Source organism: Paenibacillus tuaregi, assembly GCF_900086655.1.
Classification (GTDB): Bacteria; Bacillota; Bacilli; order Paenibacillales; family Paenibacillaceae; genus Fontibacillus; species Fontibacillus tuaregi.
This window is the reverse complement of record NZ_LT575476.1, coordinates 5,400,494-5,422,778: the sequence shown is the minus strand read 5'-3', so window position 1 is coordinate 5,422,778 and position 22,285 is coordinate 5,400,494. Positions and strand designations below refer to the sequence as shown.

Here is a 22,285-nt window from a genome sequence, read left to right as displayed (position 1 = left end):
CAGCTTAGAACCTTCGTGTTACACGAAGTCAAGTGGTCTTCAGAATTTTGTTTTTCCAAGGAGGATTTCAAATGCATACGGTCAAAGAAGCTGCCCAGATCACGGGACTCACCGAGCACGCCGTGCGTTTTTACACGGATAAAGGCCTGGTACCGAGTGTACAGCGCAATGGGAACAATATCCGGATGTTTGATGAAGAATCGATCAACTGGCTGCATGGCGTCAAATGTCTTAAGCAGTCCGGAATGCCGATTGAAGCCATTAAAATATACGTCGATTTATGTCTTGAAGGGGATTCAACCATTCCGCAGCGCTACGCCCTCATGATGGAGCATAAAGAAGCGGCGCTTGTTAAGCTCGAAGAAGCCAAACGGCATATTGCCCATTTGGAGGAAAAAACCGCCCTGTATCAGGCTATTTTGGAGCACCGCTCCCCAGACACAACCAATCCCGCCCACTGGGACAAAATTCAGCACATGCATAGTGACGTATTCTACTCGTCCTCGGTTCGTAAGTCACATGCATGATGTTGAAATACCTAATGGTATTCCTATTGCGTAAAAATAAGGTTCTCAAAGCTATAGTATAATTGCTTATATGAAGAACTGAAGAAAGGGGTGTTAATGATGGCAAGAACGAAGGCCTTTGATACGAATGAAATTCTGTATAAAGCTATGAATGTCTTCGGGAACCGTGGTTATGAGGGCACCTCACTGCCGGATTTGATCACTGGGCTGGGCATCGCCCGCCAAAGCATATATGATACGTACGGAACGAAGTGGGAGCTGTTTTTTGCAGCGGTCAAGCATTACATGGAACAGAAGAATCAGGAGTTAAGAGAGCATTGCGAGGGTCCGGGAACAGTCGTTGCCAAGGTGGAACAGGCATTCACCACAATCATTAAAGTCCTTATAGACCCGGAGCTGCGTCTGCAGTGCTTCATTATTAGCAGCGCTATTGAGCAGGCGCCTCACCATGAAGAGTTGGCGGCTTATCTGCAGGCAAATACTGAAGTGTCGGAGCAGATCTTTTACACGATGCTGGAACGCGCGGTGGAAGAAGGGGAAATAGGCCTGGAGGTGAATATCCGGGACCTGGCCCGGTTCCTAGTGCATGAGCGGATCGCCTTGATCACGTCAGCCAAGCTGGGGATGGATGAGCCAAGGCTGTTTGGCATTCTGCAGATGGTCCTGTTGGTTTTTCGGACGCTGCAAGGCAGCAAAGCGGTAGATTTCAACTAAATGTAAACTCCAAAAGGCTCTCCTAGGGTCATCTTAGACGGTGATGACAGGAGAGCCTTTTAGCTTAGCGTACCTCTTGATTAATTACGTCGAAACTATATTTATGCTCCAAAATGAATTGCTCCAGGGAACGGGGCTCCCGCCCGGTTACACGAAGTACCGTGTCTGTTACTTGATCCTCCATTCCTTCGAGACGAATACGGACATCCATTCCGGCCAGGTATTCGGCATAGCTCTCCGGCAAACCGGCTGCCTTATGCCTCTCTGTAAGCTGCTCCGGTGTAACACGAATATGCTTGGCGTTCAGGCCGGTAACGCTGCGGATCACTCCGGCCACATCGTCATAAGTGAGGGATTCTGGCCCAGTAATGATAAGCTCCCTGTTGTGGGGCTCCTTGTCGGTAAGGGCATGAAAGCCAACAGCTGCAATATCATCTGCGTCGACGAAGCCTATCTTGCCGTCTCCGGCTGCAGTATAGAGGTGGCCGCTATGGCGCAAGGAATGCCCATGCCCGTGTCTGCCATCCGTGAAATTCTGCATGAAATAGGATGGGCGTAATACGGCCCATTCCGGGGCATGCTCACGCAGGTAACGGTGAACGGGTCCGAAGATGGGGCCACTCTCCGGAATCGAGGCACTGGATAGCAGGACGAAGCGCCTAACTGAAGCGTCAAGTGCTCTGCGGATAAAAGGAATCATGACTTCTTCAGGATGCATGCTCGCAGGGGCAACCAGATATACGGCATGGACGTCCTGCAGGAGGTCATCATGGTTGGAGTCATCGAACCAGTCGAATGGGACATGTTCACCGATTTGTACATCCCCGGGCTTGGGTTCACTACGCCCGGCTCTTTTAATCAGATAGCCCTGGCCGTGCAGCAGATCTGCAATGCGGGAGGAGGTTTTACCTTGTCCTCCGGTCAGTAGAATATGTCTTGATGTTTCGTTATGCATACGGTTACTCCTTTAATTCTCATTTATGTTTGTTCTGTATCAAGTTCATGCGAGTGGATTCCAATAGTCCTGATAGTGGACAATCTTGCCATCTTGAACTTCGACTACGGATATATAGCTTTGTTCATACGGTCTGCCTGTGGCCACGTTCTTGCCACTTGCTTCGAACTGAGCAAAGAATACAGGGGTATCGGCTGCTACATGAATGACTGGTGTGGTGAATGACGTTATTTCTAGCACCTTCCCCAACTTCTCCAGATACTGCTGCAGCGCCGCCTTCCCGTCAAGACGTTTAGGGTTGGGTTCCTGGGCATAAGGAAACTCGAAGACGATATCGTCAGCAAACAAATCGAGAAATGCAGCATAATCCTTATGAATGTAATGGTCTGCGAAAAGTTGAATGAGCTGCTTAGCTTGCTCGTAAGACAAGGTACTCATTTCAGTTGCCTCGCTTTCTTCCGAGAATGGGTGTCTTATCCAAGTGGTGGAAGGACTAAACTCACTATATCACTTTCCGGACTGAACAGTCAAATATATCCGGACTAATTGGTCAAAAATTTTTTTAATCTCTTTACTTTGATAAAAACATAATTGGCTCCTAAAAAGTGGGAGGATATTGTCAACCCGTGATAGAGCACCTATCGCCCTAGGAGCCATGAAATGATAAGATACGCAAAAATGCCTTTAACCCGCTGAACGTGGATTAAAGGCATTTTGACATATGTGCCGAGCTAATTATAAAGGGATAGATTATTTCCCACAAGGTGCTATTATAGATGGAGCATCTAACCATTTATACCCCGTGTTAGGAGATTCAGGCGATGAATAAAAAGATTTTGATAGTTGAAGATGATGTTCATATTTCCAAGATCATTAAAATGAATCTCAACGTTGTGAACTACGAGACGACCGAGGTCTATGACGGCTTGGCGGCGCTGGAGTTGATAGAGCGGGAGAAGTTCGACCTTATTCTACTGGATGTTATGATTCCCAAACTGGACGGTTTTGCGCTGATGGAACGAATCAGACCTTATCGTATCCCAGTTATTTTTTTGACGGCGAAAAACTCGGTTTATGATAAAGTGGACGGGTTGAGGCTGGGGGCTGATGATTACATGGTCAAGCCTTTCGAAGCGATTGAGCTGCTGGCTCGTATAGAGACGGTACTGAGGAGATATGGCAAAGAAGAACGGGTAATGGCATTTCAAACCCTCCTTGTCGATCTGAACAAACGGGAAGTAACCAAACAGGGGGAAGTTGTAGAGCTAACGCCAAAGGAATATGATTTGCTGGTCGTTCTACTGAAAAACAAGAACATCGCCTTATCAAGAGAGCAGTTCATCGATAAAGTATGGAGTGGCGACTATTATGGAGAAACAAGAACAGTCGATATGCATATTAAATCACTGCGTAAAAAACTAGAGCTGCAGGATCATATCAAGACCATTTATAAACTCGGCTATCGGCTGGAGGATTGAGGGGATGAAATTTTGGCAGAAGATTTATGTCTTCTCAATTCTGGTCTTCGTTATTATCTTTAACGCAGCTTCTATTATGGTTATCGAGCGCAGTCACAATAGAATGCTTGAACAGGAGATCAATAGCGCGATAAGCCAGAATATGAGCATTCATTCCAGTGTCAACGCAATTGTGCCGATCCTTCGTATCTACGACTCAATCGATTACGAGAAAACGGTATTAACGAGAATCGCCAATGGATTTGTTGGCACCAACACTGAGCAGCGTGCTTATTTGGATATCAGGGATGAGACGAATCGGGCGGTTTTCAGTAATGCCGATTTCCAGATGCCGGCACAGCGTAAGGAACTGGATAAGCTGGGCGCGGATGAAATCAATTATATTTTGCGGGATATTGATAAGCGAACGATCCTGTTCACCTCGAACATTGTGGATATTAATCATACAAGCTATCTATTTACCTATATGGTCGATGTCACCTCTTTGTATCAGGAGCGTGTGGATCAATATCAGTTCTTTGTACAAGTGGATGTGGCTGCCTGTTTCCTCTATATGCTGATCATGTTTTTTGTAAGCCGAGGACTGACGAGATCGATTGATCGGCTGGGTCGAACAGCTCAGGTCATTGCACAGGGGAATTTCTCTGAACGAGTCCAGTTGAAATCAAAGGACGAAATCGGCGTACTGGCCCACAATTTTAACAATATGGCCGCTGTTGTGGAGGACACAATCACTGAACTTGAGCGGAACAATCAAGAAAAACAGCGGTTTATCAATAATTTTACGCATGAATTAAAAACACCGCTGACCTCGATTATCGCCTATGCGAATTTTATGAGGACAACCAAATACGATGAGGAAACGTTCCTGGATGGTCTGAATGTGATTTATTCAGAAGGCAAACGATTAGAGATGTTGTCATTGAAGCTGATGAACTTGATTGTGCTGCAAGAGGATAACTTCGAGATGGAGCTGCATGATTTGGGAGCGGTTATAGCTGAAATTAAGCCTGCGCTGGATATGTTGGCCAAAGAAAAGCAGGTGACTATTGTCGCGGAGTGCGAGCCGGGCGAACTGAGATTGGAGAAGGATTTGATCAAAGTTCTGATCTTCAATCTGGTGGATAATGCGCTCAAAGCTTCGGAAGAGCAGATGACCATTACGCTGCGGGTCACATGGCACGGCGGGCATTGCATGCTTGAAGTGATGGATCAGGGCATCGGGATCGCAAAGGAACATCAGGATAAAATTTTTGAACCTTTTTACATGGTGGATAAATCCAGGACAAGAAGCGGTAAAGGGGCAGGTCTCGGCCTTGCAATATGTCAGAATATAGCGAGCGTCCACAATGCCATCATCCGGGTGACCAGTGTTGAAAGCCAAGGTACGAAGGTAGAAGTCGTATTCGCACCTACCCATCCGAAAGGAGGGATAAAGGAATGAACAAGCTTATTTTAGTTATCATCTGTGTGTTGTTGATGATTCTGGGGACGGGCTGCCAAGGTGTTTTCGATACGATACCGAAGGAGACAGTCATGGTAAAACAAATAACCAGAGTGAACGAGACCAATGAGGTCGAATATGAGGGCATTCTGTCCCAGGATGTAGTGAAGACACTCAGTCTAAATGCGGTAAATAAGTACTTTAATGAGAATTCGGCAATGGACGAGTTTCAATTCGAGTTGATGGTTATTGATCAGAACAAGTTTAAAGCTTTGCTAAGTGAGGCGGAATATGCTCCGAAAGTGAAACCAGAACTAAAGCTGAACGATCAAACTGAGTTTGATCTATATTCTGAAGGCTTGTATTACACGACTCTGACCAAGTTGACCGATCCTGATGAAGTCTATAATATCGTGCTGAATGCGAGGGACGGGGATGTCATAAAAATTGCAAGGGCAGAAACGTTACGGAATTCTTCCAGCACTAGAGAGGAAGATGATCTATTGGTGAAGTACGGAATAGACAAAATTACCTCTCTTGCAGCAAAGTTTATTCAGGATAAAGGGAGCTATCCGCTGTCTGATTTATCGCTGAACGAGAGCGTGGCCCGCTCGGGCGGTGTTGCGGAATTGTATTACATGAGCAAGGACGGCAATAAGTTAAAATACGCGGTTGCGGTCAATTTGAGACAAAATGAAGTTGTCGGGTTCAGTAAGGACGTCATGGCGCTGCTTAGTTACTATTCCAAGCTCTAAGCCGATCTACCCGCCTAACCCAGTGCTGCAAGAGCACACTTGGGGTTTAGTAGTGCGCAAACAAGGATCGTCAGGGAACAATTCATCCCTGGTGGTTCTTTTTTTTAATTATTTACAACTTCAATACAAGTCTATCTAACTCCTCATATATCTCCGCACTATACTGATGGGGTACACGCTGTGGGATGATCGCGGAGAGATAGATTATGGGAAGGAAGAAAAACAATGAGAAAAGCTATGTCAATTCTGTTCATGTTTATCATAGTCATAGTTTCTGCTTGCAGTGCCCCTACTGGTGGCCAGACGAGCAGCAACAATCCTAACAACGCAACTGCGCTAAGTGAAGAAGGAATGCCGCTTGACGAAACGAAGGGCGGCAAGAAAACCGTTGTTGTGTCTATGCTTGCAGCAGACGATTTCTACCTGCAAGCGAAGCAGAAATACGAAGCCCAGCATCCGAACACGACGATTCAGTTCAAGGAGTTTCCTGCCGAGGGGGCAACACTGAACCCTGCTGAAGTGGAAAGATATATCAAACAGATCTCTACGGAGGTTTTATCAGGTAAGGGAGCAGATTTATATGCTGTTTCGACGATTCCCCTACCCATTGATAAATATGTTAACAAAAAAGCTTTCGTTAATTTAGAGGAGCTAATCAAGAGGGATAAAACCTTTGATCCTAACCTGTACCAAATGAATATTATTGAAAATTCTCGAATGAATAACGGGATTTATACCCTTCCTTTACAGTTTTACATGGAAGCTCTGTTTGGGGATGCTGCAAATATCGGGAATGCTGGTGTCACCATCGATGATAAGAACTGGACGTGGAGTGAGTTTGCAGAAATAAGCAAGAAGTTGGCTGATAAGGGAGGGCATTCCGTCTCCCTGGCCAATTGGGCCCCGGAGCTGCTGTTAAATAACCTTGTATCCGACAATTATCCCAAATTGGTCAATGGGCAAACCGCATCTTTTGACTCCGCGTTTTTTACAGATTTGCTTAAGCAAGTAAAGTCATTGTATGACAACAATATTATAAAGTCGGAAAACGTTGATTCGAAAAAGACCAACTTCACGTATTCTATAATCACCTCCCCTTCGGATTATCTTCTCCGTCTCGGATTATATTATAGTAACGGAAAGATCTACCAAAAGCCGCATTCGGCTGACCAACAATCAGGTGTATCCTTTAGCGTGACCAGAGAGCTAGCGATGAATGCAAATTCTAAGGTCAAAGGGGAAGCATGGAATTTCATGAAGTTTTTAATGTCGGAAGAGATACAGTCCCTCACGAAGGAAAACGGTATTTCTATAAATAAGGCAGTTAATGATAAAGCTGTGCAAGATTTAGTGAAGCAAGGGAGCGTTAACAATCCTAAGGCTGGCAAAGCCTTGGAAGCATCCGAAGAGAATCTTCAACCCTTTAAGGAAATGGTATCTGAGGCGCGTTTAAGAGATTATGGATACAATGACGAACATAACAAGCTTTCAGCTATCATCACAGAGGAAGCGAAAGCATTCTTCACTGGACAGAAAACTGCAGAAGCCACCGCCAAGCTCATGCAGAACCGGATAATGAGCTATTTGAATGAATAAGGAGCAGCTATGAGATTCTATTGAACGAATCCGGAGCCTATTTCACTGGACAGAAATCACCCGAAGAAGTAGCAAAGCTGATTCAGAATAGAGTGGTGACTGTTCTAAATGAATAGGGAGTGGTATGACATGACAAACAAGCGTTATTGGCATAAGCTGATCAGGCTGCTGCGGAAGGATTGGGCAGTGGCAGCCTTCTTTCTGGCACTAAGCCTGATTGGCTTTGCCTTGTTTTATCTGATTCCGTTCGCCATGGGATTCCTTTATTCATTTCAGGATCGTACGGTTGACGGCTCATTTGTCGGCCTGGACAATTACATGGCACTGCAGGCGAGTGCTTCCTTTCGCAAAGCGGCATCAAATACCTTTCTGTTTACCAGTATAAGCGTGCCGATCATTATAGCTTTGTCTTTGCTGTTTGCACATTTGCTGAATCAAAAGCTGTTTGCTCGGAATTGGCTGCAGACTGCTTTTGTATTGCCGCTTGTAGTTCCTGTTGCATCAATTGTGATGATATGGCAAATCTTCTTCGATTGGAATGGCACGTTAAATGCATTGCTGCAGAGCCTTCATGTGGAGCGGATCGATTGGATGAAATCGGATTGGTCGATGGGTGTTTTAATAATCGTATATATATGGAAAAATATAGGATACAGCATTATTTTGTTTTTGGCTGGTCTACAAAATATTCCGAAGGACTACTATGAGACAGCGGATATCGAAGGGGCGGGCAAACTTCATAAATGGATTCATATTACGCTTGTTTATTTAACTCCAACGATGTTCTTTGTCATTCTGATATCCATTATTAATTCGTTCAAAGTGTTCCGTGAAACGTATCTGATCGCTGGCGGATATCCGCATGATCGTATTTATATGCTACAGCATTACATGAACAACATGTTTTTGTCGCTCGATGTTCAGAAACTGACAGCGGCTGCAGTCTTAATGGTAGGCTGTATTCTTGTTTTTGTGACGGGTATGCTTGCTATCGAACGTCGCTTTCGGAATTTCATGGAATAAGGTGAGGCGGTGAGAAGATTGACTGTATTCCGCAAGCTAGTGCTGACGCTGATTATGGGGGGGCTAGCCCTGGCGATGTTATTCCCCGTGGCAGTGACATTTACCAATTCCTTCATGACGGAAGCTGAGATTAACTATAACTATCATCTCATTGGCCAAATGGTCGATGTTACGGCAGGGGAGAAGGACCAATTTATCAATTTGAAGCTGATTCCCGACTGGGTGTCATTCAGTCAATATATGGAGGTACTGTTTGATAAGCCTGTATTCCTCCAAATGTTCTGGAATTCAGTGTTTATGGTCGTGCCGATTATTGTGGGGCAAGTACTGGTCGCGTCTTTGGCTGCGTATGCGTTTGCCAAGCTTCGATTTTGGGGGCGGGACAAACTGTTTGTCATCTATCTGATAACCATGCTTATGCCGTTTCAAGTTACTTTGGTGCCAAATTATATTATCGCAGATAAGCTGGGGCTTATGAACACAACTTCCTCCATCATATTACCTGGGATATTCAGCGCCTTTGGCGTCTTTATGCTTAGACAGTTCATGTTGCATATTCCGAATTCGTATATCGAAGCGGCGAAAATAGATGGGGCCGGACATTTGAGAGTTTTTTATCAAATTATAGTTCCGCTAATTCATCCGGGGATCGCAGCGCTTGTCGTATTGCTGTTTGTTGACTATTGGAATATGGTCGAGCAGCCACTCATATTTCTGGAGGATGCATTCAAACAGCCATTATCCCTGTATTTGTCGCAAATTAATGAAGGGGCAAGGGGCGTGGCTTTTGCTGCGTCCGTTCTGTATATGACACCGATGGTGCTGTTGTTTTTATATGCGGAATCCTATTTTGTCGAAGGTATTCAATTATCGGGAATTAAAGGATAGTTAATTACGGGGGGCTTTTAATGGAAATTCAACCTGCCGATCAAGCGTTAATCGGACGTAAACGGAAAATTCGCATCCTTTTCGGCTTGTTGATCGGAATGTTGATCGGATTTACCCTATTCAGCAATACGCTGATGTCATTAACCTCACCCAAAGTGGCGTTAATAACGGTGGGCCAGGGTGAACTTGTTCATACATTTCAAGCCAGCGGGACTGTGAAATGGCGTATGGAATCGGTCTTAACGGGTGCTGCGGAAGGGAAAGTCAAGCAGGTCAATGTCAAGGCAGGGGATCTTGTCAAGAAAGGACAGGCGCTGCTCGTATATGATACGAAGGATGTTGAAAATCAGATACTGGATGAGAAGGCCGCTCTTGATAGGTTAAACATTTCTATTAAAGAGCTGCAGGATAGTTATAAAGAGATTTATCATAATGGGGATGAGAAGAGCATTGAAAGCGCTAGAAACGCTTTAAAGACTAGCTCAATCGATAAGGATGTTTTACAGCGTAGAATTCAAAAACTGCAGGAGGATCTCTCGGCAAATAGCCTGCTAGCTGCACCTTTTGACGGTATCGTAACGAAAGTGGGTAAGGTGGAGGGGTTGGGTTCAACTGGAGGAGCACCTGATATCGTTATTGCCAACACGAGCCTTGGCTTTGATTTCGAGTTTCTTGCCCCTGCTGATGCGATTGGCCTACTAGCAAAAGGAGATAAGCTGGATGTTCAATTGAGTGGCAGCAATGCCAGACAAGTCGAGGGCCGTATTGAAGAAATTCAGGATGCAGAGCAGCTTACTCAAACAGGCGAAGGTGAAAAACATACGACGTATACTGCAATGAAGCGACTGATCGTTGCGATTCAGGACGATGCTTTGAAGGGAGGGGAGCGGGCTGATGTCGTGTTAACCAAAACAACGCAAAATGTAATTTTGGTAGACAATAAAGCCATTCGTAATGAGGGAGACAAAAGGTACGTGTTTGGCGTTGAGGAGAGAAAGGGGCCTCTTGGCAACGATTTTTACGTGCGTAAAGTATACCTTACAATCATAGATTCGAATGAAACTCAATCAGCTGTGACCCAGGGTTTATTCGATCAGGAACAAATCATACTCGAGAGCAGCGATCCATTGCAGGAGGGAGACAAGATTCGAGTCCATTAGTGCTGCCAAATATAAAGCGTATATAGCTATAAGGAATTTAAATAAAGTATATTTTAATATGAGCAAAGGGTTTAAGGAACTGGGGAATTATGGTTGTGCTTACATTTTAAACAAACCATCCTTAAACAATGTGTTTAGGGATTGTTTTTCTCGTTTCAGGGCGTTTTTTAATACAGCAGCCTTCTTCCGTGTATGATGAATTGAGTATGTACAATCTAGAAAAAAGTTACAGGAGGTATTAATAGTGAAGAGATTGTTTTCTGTAGTAATGACCACTATGCTTATTGCCATACCGGTCACCCCTGCTTTTGCTGAAACGAATCCGGCTACTGTAAAAGAAAGGGCACAGGTGCTGGCTTCGAAGCTCCTTTCCGTCTCTGGTGCAAGTGGTGTGCAGTATGCCATTATGGATAAGGGCTCCATTGTTTTATCAGATAACGCTGGTGTAAACGATAAAGCTTCCAAAACTCCGATCACCAAAGACACGATGTTTGGTATAGGCTCGATAAGTAAAATGCATGTGTCTGCTGCAGCGATGATGCTAGCTGATGCTAATAAAATTGATATTGATAAACCACTTACAACGTATATCAAAGACTTCAAAATGGCAGATGAAAGATATAAAAAAATTACACCTCGTATGTTAATGAACCATTCGTCAGGGCTTTATGGTACTCACCTTCCGAATAGTTCTTTATTCGATGACAATGATACAATAGTCCACGATGAATTATTGAACAAGTTACAATCGGAACATTTAAAGTCGAATCCAGGTGAAATCTCCGTTTATGTAAACGATGGGTTTGATCTGCTTGAAATCATGATTGAACGAGTGAGCGGTATGAGCTATACCGAATTCCTTGCGAAATATATAAGCAAGCCTCTGAATTTAAGCTCAACTAAAACACCACTTGATCAATTTGATAGAGAAAGGTTAGCCAAAGCTTACTTCCCTACGATGGATCAGGCTTTACCCATTGAGAATGCTAACACCCTTGGGTCAGGCGGGCTCTACTCAACTGCAGAAGACTTAACTAAGTTTGCAGATATGTTAATAGGTAATCGCACGGATGTTCTATCTAAACAATCAGCCACCATGCAAAGTCCTGAATATCAAAGAGGAATATGGGTTTCTGAAAAAGCTAACGCCTTTAACTTTGGTCTTGGTTGGGACACGGTTCGCTTGCCAGAGTTTGATGATTACGGAATAACGGCATTATCCAAAGGTGGAGACGTTGTTACTTATCACGGTTCCTTGATTACAATACCAGAACATAATATTTCTATGGCTGTGCTTTCTTCAGGAGGAGCTTCAGTATTCAATCTTCCATTTGCAACTAAAGTTTTATTAGATTACTTAAAAGACAAGGGGCATATTAAGGAAATTCTACCCGAGAAAACATTTAAACCTTCCTTGAAGGTGAACATGCCGTCTGAAATGCTTTCTTATGCTGGATTGTATGGTACAAGGGATTCAACCATAAATATAGAGATTAAGAACGGAGAGATTGATTTACCTGCACAAAACGGAGGGTTAATACCCGCACAAACATATGTGTATACGGGCGATGGACAATTCAAAAGCAAAGATGGCAGTGTAACTGTGAGTTTTGACAAACAAAAAAATGGAAAAACATATGTGAAGCTTAACGCCTATACGAATAACCAAGGATTAGGTCAGTCCATGATGGTGTTCTATGCCTATCAAAAACTGGATTCCAATCCACTCCAGCAAACAACTAAAAAGGTATGGGAAAATAGAAACGGAAAAAGTTATTATAGGGTGGATGAAAAAATAACTTCTGCATTTTATCTGGCCATGCCGATGTTAACCAAGAAAATATCCGTTGATATGGATCATGGATACGCAAATGGAACTAAAATTGTTAATGAGAATCAAGCAGTAAATGCAATCCAAATTCCGATTATGGCCGGAAGAGATGTATTTGATCTCAACTTTTATAAAGAAGGACAGACGGAGTATTTAAAGATTGATGGATTCTCTTTTATCGATGAAGATGCTATTCAACCCATTTATGAAGGGAAGGATTCTACCAGCAGCATACCATCCAATGGTCAGGTTAGATGGTATAAAATTGATGAAAAATCAGCCAATCGAGTCATGAACGTTAAGACTCCGGTAAGTGGAGGATTTGCCGTTTACGACAAGAATGGAATGTCTGTAAACGTTTCAAAGATAACTAACAATCATTCGGTAGTACTGCCTGAAGGTGGAATGATCGTTTTTGGCGGGAAAGCGGGCGATGTATTTAAAATTGAATTGAAGAATAAATAAATTTATAGTATAAAAGTCCGCTGGTTTAGCGGACTTTTTACTTTAAGTAACGAATTTATTAAGCTAGCGCGCAGCTTCTGCTGCAAATGCAGGGGAGGAGCCATCGCGATGCGTTCAATTCCTCAAGCACGGAATTAGGCTGTGAGCACGCCACACTTAGGATCCCGAGGGTACGGCAAGCTTGGCTAACAACGCAGCGGCTTCTTGGCGAAGCATGGGGCGCATAGGTTCATAGTTTATTGCTCCATTCGCTCCCAACTTTACTTCAGGACCATACAGCTTTGCGGCAGCAACAAATTGTACGGCATCTCGGGCCCAAGCTGAGGGTTGTTTGCCACTTAACTTTGCTTTCTGTGGTTGGTCCGTTCTATACGTCTGCGCAAATCTCCATGCAAATGAAGCAGCTTCCTGTCTCGTTATTGCTCGATTCGGTTCAAAACGTCCGTCCTGTAATCCTGCGACACCTAAATGCTCTACGGCTGTCTGAATTTCCCGTGCAAGCGGATGACGCGCCGAATCGGTGAATCGGACAGGCTGCTTGCTTAATTGAAATCCGCCAATCTGCACCAGCATTTGAATGAACTCCGCGCGGGTTATAGCTTGTTTAGCTCTGAATGTGTTTGGGCCGCCATCGCTTACATTCTGAAGTTTTCTTAACATATAAATAGAGGAGGCATAGGGATTATTCTTAGGTACGTCACGGTATAACTTAGGGTTTGGCAGTTTCTCAGAAAAACTGTCTGGGGCGTTGTAATAGAAGTAGTTGATCTCCCCGTTGCTATCCTCCTTAAAGCCCGCAGTCATGCCTTGCTCGTCTTGAAACAATAAAGCTTCCAGCTGTTTCAGCTTATGAGTGCCCATCTGATCTTTTACTATAATTGTACCGTCCTTACCTGCCGTAATACTCGAGATCGCCATCGGATTCCGCAGGTTTCGGTATGTGCCCTCAAATCGGGTCAACGATTTCTGTGACGGCTTAAGCTTAGCGGTAGCGGCAGAGCGCTGATCGGGATAAAACTGCTGCATGAAGGCGGCGAACAGTTCGATTCTCGGATCGATTGCCTCGCCGTTCACAATAACCATTGCGCCTACTTTGTGCTCGGGCAGCATCCACATCCAGGAATGAGCTCCGGCAAGATCCCCGCCTTTCCCGATGACCACTTCTCCATTGTGAAGGTGCTTAAGGAAGGATTCGAACCCATAGGACATTACAGGCAGCTTCGGATGAATGCCGTGTTGAAAGGACTCCATGTTCTTGGTCGTTTGTTCCTTCAATATTCGCTTGTCCCCGAGCTTGCCCCCATTTAACATCGCAGTTATGTACTTGGCCATATCGCTTCCGGTTGAGAATAATCCTCCGGTTGGGTCAATATAAGGGGTATTATCGTAGAGAGCAATCTCTTTGCCTTCAGGGCCATAGCCTTTGGCGAGATTGGCTTTGACATCGGCACTCATTGCAAAGTCGGAGCTATTCATGCCGAGCGGTTTAAATATATGCTCATTCATGTAGGTTTCAAACGGGAGCTTGGATACATTTTGTACGATATATCCCTGCTGCACGAAGGCTATATTGTCATAACGATAGGCATCTCCAGGTTTGCGGATGACCGTTGGTATGTTTTCTTTTACATAGCGATCAAGAGACATACGGTTTGCTGCTGCGGAACCATCGGTATAGTTATACCCGGTTGTATGGGTCAACAGATGTTTCACCTTAAGCGGGAAGCCCGTTTTATTAGGGATGGTGATGCCTGGCATATATTTGGATATGTCACGTTCCAGATCGATTTTGCCTTGCTCCACGAGCTGCATGACTGCCGTTGCTGTGAACACTTTGGATATTGATGCCATTCTGAATACAGTCTTATCGGGATCAATAGGCTTCTTGGCAGCCACATCGGCATATCCGTATCCTTTGTTGAGCAACACCTTATCATCTTTGACGACAAGAAAGAGTGCGCCTTTGAGCCGCTCCTTGACATCGGGACGCGAGAAATAGGAATCCGCAAACCTCTCTACCGATTCGGTTGTGATTGGAATGGTCTCTCTCGGAACGGTGGCTGTTTTCTGCACCGATGTGCTGTGATCTTGTGCGGCATATACCGGTATGCCGGGGGTCATTGCCGTCAATCCAATGAGGATTGCAGTGGCAAGGACAGCAGGTTTGAACCCTTTGCGAATGATGGTTATCATCTATTTCTCCTCCTCGAAATGTGTAAGTGCTGGCTGCTTTACAGCCCGCTTCCATATTGGGCAATATCAATATATCAAATAGCAAGCCGCGGCAAATCCGTACCTGCCGCATGATATTTGCGTGATCGCGCAAATGTCCATCCCAATTCAAAAAGGGGTCTGATTATACTGATTTTTCTGGAAATGGACGTAACTCTGCCATTCTGGTATTTATAGAATAGGCTCTCGGGGCCTTTGGGCTTCTAAAGCTCCATTCAACCCATTGCGTCGAAGGCCGGCTTTAGAACAGCTGCCGCCCACTGGCGGAAGCTGGTGGGTGTGGCGTTATCCCTAAATTCCATTTCCCCTTGGGGACATCACACCTGCAGACAAGTTTGTTGGCTAAATTAAAAAAACCGAGGTGTAAAATTATGAATGCGTTAGAACATTTACCAGAACCGGAAAGCTTAAAAAGGCTAATGATCGCCCAAGCAGCTCTGAATACAATTCTTTGTGATACGGAGTGGCTTCGTTATCATAGCTTTGTTCAGGAATGGAATGAAGGAGTTTGCATGGCAAAAATACATAATGGGGCGGGGGATCATCTTATCATGTTGTTTTCCGCTAAAGGCTCCATCATGAAGGGGTTCGATCATGAATCTCAATTAAGTCCGCATGCACAAGACGAATATGAAGTATGGCCAGGCATCTATGATGACGTTCCAAGCGAATTATTATCGCTGCTGGAGCATGAAGACATTGAAAAAGAAGATGTGACTTTTTGTATATGGCGTAAAAATAGGGATTCGAGCTGGCATAAGGGTGAGGTTGAAATGCCAGAAGGAGCCGATGATGGGTCTGCCTTTCTGATAGGTGCGATTTACCAGACACCAGAAGAGTTCGTACAATTTGCGAAGGATTACTATGAATTAGCCCTGCCAGTAGAAGTTGTTGAACAAGTTTACGAAGGTGTTCCTATTACTATGGAGATGATTCAAATGCTAAACCCTGACTGTGCTGCAGAGGAAGTTTATCGGGAGTTGGAGTCAATGAAGTTAATTTAACGTTGTGATTAGCCGTTCCGCAGCTTATTGAAATCTGGGCTTCCGAAGCGGTGCAAAAAACACTAGAGCCCGGGCTGCTGGAATAATCTTTATTCGCCCGGTATAGAATGCCCTTGGACACGGCCACAACTAAAACAACAAGCGACTGCTTATACAGCCGCTTGTTTCTTACTATATGGGCCTTCAATTTGGCTGGAGTTTATGAATTGAATTCATTAGTGACGAATGGGTAAAGCATAATAATTAAATGCTTGATCCAATAAGGCACTAGCTTCTTGACGTTTCAAAAGTTCTTTTGAACGGAAGTTTACGGAGCCATCCGATTTAACCTTAGTATCCGGGTCCATGATCCCTTGGGATACAAGCGCTTTGATCGCTTCAACTGCCCAAGCATCCGTTGTGCCACTCAGTTTAACCTTCTTTCTAGGCTCTACCTGTTTCAGGTTCTGGATCATGACCGCCGCCATTTGTCTAGTGATTGGAGAATTAGGATAAAAATTAGGCAGTCCGGCTACCATCTGCTTCTTATCGGATTCAATCCTGTAAGGCTGTTTATCCCACCCATTAGCCCGAAGCAGCGCTTCTAAGAATTCAGCTTGAGTCATCGTTCCTTTTGGATCAAAGATATGGGAAGACTTCCCGCTCATGACTTTCAATGCGTTGAGGTTGTTAATATAGGGTTTGTACTTACTATTCGCAGGAACATCAGAGAATGGTGAATCCACGTTAAGTTTTTCTGCCATTGAAGCTGCCTCTGGTAGAGTCGTAACATACATATATGCAATTTTGCCAGCTGCGTTTTTATTAAACGTCACTTTATTGCCTGATTCATCTTCGAACAATAAAGGGCGGATCATTTTCAGCGTATGCTTGCCTGAAGGTGTCTCCGAAACTAAGTTCCCGTTCGAATAAGAAACCTTATATCTAAAGCTATTCATACGAATGTTTTCATATAATCCGACATACGCTTTAGCTTGCTGTTCGGGGAGTGCTGAATAGGTTGGCTTTGAGACTTCTTTCTTTTTTGGATAATAGTGATTCATAAACGCTTCATACACATCAATGCTAAACCAGGGGTTGTCGTCATTGTTGGTCATATAAAAGGCTACATTTTTCTCAGGCAGAATCACAACCAGGGATGACTGCCCTGTAACATTTCCTCCTTTTATAATCACATGTTGACCATTCATTTTCTCAGGGAAGTAACCTTCGAACCCTATTGTTGTAATAGGAAGCGTTTTATCAGCAAAATACTGGTAGGTGTGCATTTGCTCTATGCTTTTTTGGGATACAATTTCTTTGCCATCATACTTTCCCTTGTTCAGATGCATCAAGAGATACTTTGCCATGTCATCTGCTGTTGAGATCATACCACCTTCAGGCTTTTCTGTAGGCATAGTTCCATCCATAGGGATCTTCTCACCCTTCGGTCCATAGTGAGCAGACATTCTGCCTAGTAGTTCAGGCGTAATCCGCACACTTGTTGAGGTCATGCCTAACGGATTGAAAATGTGTTTCTCCATATATTTCGAATAAGGCATTCCTGAGACGTTCTCTACCGCATACCCCGCTAGCAAAAATCCAAAATTGTCATAAACGTAGGCTTCTCCGGGAGACCTCACCACCGTTGTCATATGTGTTTTGAGAAAATCCTTTATTGGATATTCTTTATTAACATAGTCCGTTGAATAATACGAAGCGATATCGTCATTTTCAAAACCGGTTGAATAGGTAAGCAGATCATACATGGTCAGCTTTTTCCCCGTTTTATTCGGAATCTTTAATCCTCCTAAGTACTTTTGAATATCGCCTCGCAAATCGATTTTCCCCTTATCGACCATCTGCATAGCGGCCAAGGCCGTGAATTGCTTGGTAACAGAGCCGATCTGGAAAACGGTGTCTTTATCAACGGGAATTTTCTTTTCCTTGTCGGCATAACCGTAACCCTTGCTTAGTAACACTTTCCCATTGCCCACGACCGCAAAATTAGAACCGACCGTGTTATGCTTCTTCATCAGGTCCTTAAAAACACTATCAGCAAATGCTTCTAGCTCCTTGGTATCGCGGGGTCCCTCCAAGCTAGCATTTACAGGTGCATTAGTTGTGGATATTGTCGCGGCAGCTGCCTGGCTGCCAGGTGGGATCATTGCGGTCGTTGCCATAGCGGATAATAACAGAACCGCGAGGGTGCGAGTCTTTTTGTTCATACATGGTCTCTCCTCAAAAATGAATTTGCCTATAACAACTGGCTGAACCGAGTATGGCAAAAGGCTCGTCATACCAACAAGTTTCATTTCGTCACATATCGACAAATTTCATTTTGTCACCCAGAATGCCAGGACAATTTAAATGTCATGTGACAATTAGGCACTAGGATTTATGACTATATAAGGATTAAGATTCTCTAAAACGGCCGAATAACATTTCTTTGCCTAGAGCCATTAGAGACGGAGCGTGATCATCATCGCCTTATTACAGAACATCATTATAGAACACGGATACATCTCTATTTTCTGCTTTTTGGCGCTTGGTATTATTGGTTTGCCTGTGCCTGATGAAATCTTAATGACGACGGTCGGTTATTTTTCTTCACTTGGGCTGCTTTATTTCCCGTTATCTCTTTCAGTTAGCGTCTTCGGGGCCATGACTGGAATGCTGTGCAGTTACGCCCTTGGGCGGAAATTCGGCAAGCCGCTGCTGTGGAAGTATGGGAAATGGATCAGGCTCACGACAATAAGATTGGAGAAAACAGAAAGTTGGTTCGAACGTTATGGCCCTTGGGCAATATGTATAGGTTATTATATTCCAGGGTTCCGGCATCTAACTTGTTATCTGGCGGGGATGAGCGCTATGAGCCTCAGGAAATACTTACTCTACTCGGTCTTAGGGGCCTTGTTATGGTGTGCTTTGTTTATATCCATCGGCTATTTCCTTGGAGCATCGGTCAATTTCTCCGACGTGTATACTTCTGTTCTCCGGTTGTTCCACTGATGAGATTGCTCTGAAGAAGGGTTGTGGAACCTGTGATGAGGGGAATGTTCGTCCTGTGCTTAAGAGGGCTACACATTTGTAACTTGCCGTTACAGATAGCGTGGCGAACCGTATCACGAGTAGTAAAGCTGACCCCCGTGCTATAGACGGGGGTTATTTTGCGTAGAGGAGGATTATACAGCTGCACAAACAGTGCTGCTGAGTCGTGACTATCTCCGTTTTTTCCCAACAGCGCCTAGGAAAAGGATAAACTCTTCATCACCATCTAGACCTAATACTTCGTCGATCAGTTTTTGGTCATAAATGCCGATCGCACAAGCTCCTGCATCGATTGATTCGCTCGCCAGATAGAGGTTCTGAGAGACATGTCCAATATCAATCAGGATTTTTTTGTGTGCGGAGATATCATATTTCCATTCAGAACGGTAGGGAATTGTACTCCATGCGAACATGACGGCAGCCTTTTTCGTAAAATTCGGGACAAATGGCTGGTCTAAGGTAATGGCATCGATTTTTTGGTCGATTTCATCCAATTCGGACATAAATAAGAGCTTGTGCTCCACTGGTAAATACCTGTATATTCCTTGGCATATTCCCTCCACCCGCATAATGAAAAGGTAGGTTTCAAAAGTATGGGTTGCGCCACTGCATGGCACAGTTCGAAGGGTAAGCCCGGTCTTCGTTGTACTTGTTATTCCTTGGGTGGCCCATAATAGGTAGGATAACTCCTCCAGACGCAAACTTTCCTCAGAATAAAATCGGGTACTCCTTCTATCCTTGATACAGTCATAGATATTATGTTTCTTTACAACGTCCTCGTTACATTCCGGGAGGTCAATCATGATGGAGGAAGAGGAATAAGGTTTAACCGTCAGTGGTTTGGGCAGGCCCTTGATCTTGTCTGTTTTCACATGCTTAAATTCAAGAAAGTTTGACTTCAAGAAACTTCTTTGCTGTTCATATCGCCCCATGTTAGAACCTCCCAGGATATCTTTACTCTATAAAAAAAGTATACACGTCCAGGTATAAGCGGTTGTGATATGAATCACGTACTCCGGCTTACATTTTTTGCATGTTATAATCCCTTCAAAAGCCCATCTTCTCTTCTGGAGTGAGATGAAGGTTCGAAAGGGGGCCGACAGTAAAATGACTCAAATTCTTATCGCAGACGATGAGGCGCATATTCGCAAGCTCATCACCTTATATTTGCGGAACGAAGGGTTTGACACGGTCGAGGCGGCAAATGGGATCGAGGCGCTCTCCATCATGGAGAATTCGGCCGTTGATACTGTAATTCTTGATATTATGATGCCGCATATGGACGGATGGGAATTGTGCAGGGAGATCCGCCGCCTATATCCGGAAGTTCCGCTGCTTATGGTAACGGCCAAAGGAGAGTCTGGGCAAAAGGTAAAGGGCTTCCAGCTCGGCACGGATGATTACGTGACCAAGCCTTTCGATCCCGTGGAGCTTGTAATGAGAGTAAGGGCGCTGTTAAAGCGTTATCGGATCGCCTCTTCCCAGATCGTTCAATTAGGCGGGATTGTATTGGACCGACGGGCCTTCAAAGTGATTCGTGAAGGCGAGGAGCTTCTATTGCCGTTAAAAGAGTTTGAACTTTTGTTCAGACTGGCCTGTCACCCTGGGCAAATATTGACCAGAGAACAGCTCATTGTGCAAATTTGGGGGAGGGATTACGAAGGCGACGACCGAACCGTCGATGTCCATATTAAGAGAATTAGGGAGCGTTTCGCCGGGGATGCTGAGCATTTCCGTATTGAGACGGTCCGCAGTCTCGGATACCGGCTAGAGGTGAAGAAATGACAAGGTCTTTATACGTCCGCGTTGTGCTAACGTTTTTGGCGGCTATGGGCATAGGCCTGCTTGTCTCCGTTCTGGCTGGGCTCGCCTTATTCGAGGAGAGAATCGACCGGATCGGGCAGAATGACTTGACAGCCGCGGGAGAGGAGATCATTCATGTCTACGAGCAGACGAAGCCGGCAGATTTGGATCGGTTCATGGAAAGCATGGTGAAGCTGACCTCCTATTCCATTCAACTATACTCTGGCTCTGGGGTCATGAAATCCTTCAAGTACGACTCCGGCATGGACGATCTTGCGATTTCGCAGGAATCCATTCGGAAAGTAAGGGAAGGCGGGGTATATCGATCTTCCTCCCAGGATGAGATGACGTTCATCGGGCTGCCGTTCCAGATCGGCGGTGAGCGTCAGGCTTTATTTTTGCTGCCCTCATCCAAAAACGAATCGACCCTAACTCACTTGCTGCTAACCATCCTGTTATTAGTTCTGGTTACGGGAAGCATCTGTATTCTTATAGCTGCAATTTATGTTGTAAGACCGATCAAGACGCTTACGGCCGCGACGAAACGACTTGCGAAGGGCGATTTCGACGTGGAATTGGGAGTGAAGCGCAGGGACGAGCTTGGAAATTTAGCTCGGAGCTTTAACGAAATGGCGCTTGATCTTAAGCAGTTGGAGCAGATGCGCCAGGACTTTGTCTCGAACGTGTCGCACGAAATTCAGTCTCCGTTAACGTCCATATCCGGTTTTGCGAAAGCGCTGAAGGATATGAATGCCATTGCCGAAGACGAGCGCATTCAGTATCTGGATATCATCGTGGCGGAAAGCGGCCGATTATCCAGGCTCAGCGATAATTTACTCAAGCTCGCGTCCCTCGATTCCAATCACCATCCTTTGGAGTACACCACGTTTCATCTTGACGAACAAATCAGGCAGGTTGTCGTGAACTGTGAACCTCTATGGTCAGCGAAAAACCTGGATATTACTCTGGATCTGCCTCAGTCTGCCGTAATAACAGCCGATATGGATCAGCTCAATCAAGTATGGACGAACCTGCTTAGCAACAGCATCAAGTTTACGCCGGAAGGGGGACTCATCCATGTTCAATTAAGGACCCGCAAGGACGGATATGCCGTGACTTTATCCGATTCCGGGATCGGTATTGCACCTGAACAACTGGGCCGTGTTTTTGAGCGTTTTTACAAGACGGACCGGTCCCGGAGCCGCAGCGGCGGCAGCGGTCTTGGACTCGCGATTGTCAAGAAAATTGTCGCTCTTCACCATGGCGATATTAATGTGGAGAGCCAGGTCGGTCAAGGCACGAAAGTCGTTGTTCATCTGCCCGCCAACCCGCCTAACCAAGCGTAAACCGGTTCACGCTCCATTCATATTTCTCTCATAC

At 44.8% G+C, this 22,285-nt stretch carries 19 protein-coding genes; 14 read left to right on the top strand and 5 right to left on the bottom strand.

All coding sequences use genetic code 11. The annotated features are described in order from the left end of the window. Positions 1-71: 71 nt before the first annotated feature. Both BN6628_RS24410 and BN6628_RS24405 read left to right on the top strand, forming a co-directional pair. On the top strand, positions 72-527 hold the full coding sequence (locus BN6628_RS24410) for a MerR family transcriptional regulator (protein ID WP_068621446.1): 456 nt from the start codon (positions 72-74) through the stop codon (positions 525-527). Positions 528-623: 96 nt separating this feature from the next. Continuing rightward, positions 624-1,241, top strand: coding sequence for a TetR/AcrR family transcriptional regulator (locus BN6628_RS24405; RefSeq protein WP_082927048.1), 618 nt, complete (start codon positions 624-626; stop codon positions 1,239-1,241). A gap of 64 nt (positions 1,242-1,305) precedes the next feature. On the opposite strand, the gene BN6628_RS24400 is transcribed toward BN6628_RS24405, so the two are convergent. After that, positions 1,306-2,196: an NmrA family NAD(P)-binding protein gene (locus tag BN6628_RS24400; RefSeq protein WP_068621440.1), complete on the bottom strand. Its 891-nt coding sequence runs from the start codon at positions 2,194-2,196 to the stop codon at positions 1,306-1,308. A 45-nt stretch (positions 2,197-2,241) separates the two neighbouring features. Beyond that, entirely contained in the window at positions 2,242-2,634 is a 393-nt protein-coding gene (locus tag BN6628_RS24395; protein WP_068621437.1) for a nuclear transport factor 2 family protein, read from the bottom strand. Between the two features lie 383 nt (positions 2,635-3,017). Between BN6628_RS24395 and BN6628_RS24390 the strand changes: the two genes are divergently transcribed. The 8 genes from BN6628_RS24390 to BN6628_RS24355 all read left to right on the top strand — a co-directional run bounded on the left by BN6628_RS24390 (position 3,018) and on the right by BN6628_RS24355 (position 12,836). Beyond that, on the top strand, positions 3,018-3,674 hold the full coding sequence (locus tag BN6628_RS24390; RefSeq protein WP_068621434.1) for a response regulator transcription factor: 657 nt from the start codon (positions 3,018-3,020) through the stop codon (positions 3,672-3,674). 4 nt (positions 3,675-3,678) lie between these two features. Further along, the gene (locus BN6628_RS24385) at positions 3,679-5,118 is read left to right on the top strand and encodes a sensor histidine kinase (RefSeq protein WP_068621432.1); all 1,440 of its coding nucleotides are present in this window, start codon (positions 3,679-3,681) and stop codon (positions 5,116-5,118) included. Continuing rightward, a complete protein-coding gene (locus BN6628_RS24380) occupies positions 5,115-5,873 on the top strand; it encodes a hypothetical protein (protein WP_068621431.1) in 759 nt (252 codons plus the stop codon). Before BN6628_RS24385 ends, BN6628_RS24380 begins: the two co-directional genes overlap by 4 nt. A gap of 225 nt (positions 5,874-6,098) precedes the next feature. Further along, entirely contained in the window at positions 6,099-7,469 is a 1,371-nt protein-coding gene (locus BN6628_RS24375) for an ABC transporter substrate-binding protein (RefSeq protein WP_082927047.1), read from the top strand. Between the two features lie 129 nt (positions 7,470-7,598). Further along, entirely contained in the window at positions 7,599-8,492 is an 894-nt protein-coding gene (locus BN6628_RS24370; protein WP_068621429.1) for a carbohydrate ABC transporter permease, read from the top strand. Positions 8,493-8,546: 54 nt separating this feature from the next. Continuing rightward, a complete protein-coding gene (locus BN6628_RS24365; protein ID WP_392397672.1) occupies positions 8,547-9,380 on the top strand; it encodes a carbohydrate ABC transporter permease in 834 nt (277 codons plus the stop codon). Between the two features lie 20 nt (positions 9,381-9,400). Then, positions 9,401-10,540, top strand: coding sequence for an efflux RND transporter periplasmic adaptor subunit (locus BN6628_RS24360; protein ID WP_068621426.1), 1,140 nt, complete (start codon positions 9,401-9,403; stop codon positions 10,538-10,540). Between the two features lie 244 nt (positions 10,541-10,784). Continuing rightward, positions 10,785-12,836 carry a serine hydrolase domain-containing protein gene (locus BN6628_RS24355; RefSeq protein WP_068621424.1) on the top strand — a complete coding sequence of 684 codons (2,052 nt, stop codon included), beginning with the start codon at positions 10,785-10,787 and terminating at the stop codon, positions 12,834-12,836. A gap of 156 nt (positions 12,837-12,992) precedes the next feature. Here the strand turns inward: BN6628_RS24355 and BN6628_RS24350 are convergent, their stop codons facing one another. Further along, positions 12,993-15,029: a serine hydrolase domain-containing protein gene (locus BN6628_RS24350; RefSeq protein ID WP_068621422.1), complete on the bottom strand. Its 2,037-nt coding sequence runs from the start codon at positions 15,027-15,029 to the stop codon at positions 12,993-12,995. 410 nt (positions 15,030-15,439) lie between these two features. Here BN6628_RS24350 and BN6628_RS24345 point away from each other — a divergent pair, with 410 nt between their 5' ends. Next, the gene (locus BN6628_RS24345) at positions 15,440-16,072 is read left to right on the top strand and encodes a hypothetical protein (RefSeq protein ID WP_068621420.1); all 633 of its coding nucleotides are present in this window, start codon (positions 15,440-15,442) and stop codon (positions 16,070-16,072) included. Between the two features lie 215 nt (positions 16,073-16,287). Here BN6628_RS24345 and BN6628_RS24340 read toward each other — a convergent pair whose 3' ends face one another. Further along, positions 16,288-18,279: a serine hydrolase domain-containing protein gene (locus BN6628_RS24340; RefSeq protein ID WP_068621418.1), complete on the bottom strand. Its 1,992-nt coding sequence runs from the start codon at positions 18,277-18,279 to the stop codon at positions 16,288-16,290. A 256-nt stretch (positions 18,280-18,535) separates the two neighbouring features. Here BN6628_RS24340 and BN6628_RS24335 point away from each other — a divergent pair, with 256 nt between their 5' ends. Continuing rightward, positions 18,536-19,063, top strand: a complete 528-nt coding sequence (locus tag BN6628_RS24335; protein ID WP_068622627.1) for a DedA family protein — start codon at positions 18,536-18,538, stop codon at positions 19,061-19,063. 209 nt (positions 19,064-19,272) lie between these two features. Here BN6628_RS24335 and BN6628_RS24330 read toward each other — a convergent pair whose 3' ends face one another. After that, positions 19,273-20,034 (bottom strand): SagB/ThcOx family dehydrogenase, encoded by a 762-nt coding sequence (locus tag BN6628_RS24330; protein WP_068621416.1) that lies wholly within the window; start codon positions 20,032-20,034, stop codon positions 19,273-19,275. Between the two features lie 175 nt (positions 20,035-20,209). Between BN6628_RS24330 and BN6628_RS24325 the strand changes: the two genes are divergently transcribed. Together BN6628_RS24325 and BN6628_RS24320 are read left to right on the top strand one after the other, a co-directional pair. After that, positions 20,210-20,887: a response regulator transcription factor gene (locus BN6628_RS24325; protein ID WP_068621414.1), complete on the top strand. Its 678-nt coding sequence runs from the start codon at positions 20,210-20,212 to the stop codon at positions 20,885-20,887. Continuing rightward, positions 20,884-22,251, top strand: coding sequence for a HAMP domain-containing sensor histidine kinase (locus tag BN6628_RS24320; protein ID WP_068621411.1), 1,368 nt, complete (start codon positions 20,884-20,886; stop codon positions 22,249-22,251). Before BN6628_RS24325 ends, BN6628_RS24320 begins: the two co-directional genes overlap by 4 nt. Positions 22,252-22,285 lie beyond the last annotated feature (34 nt).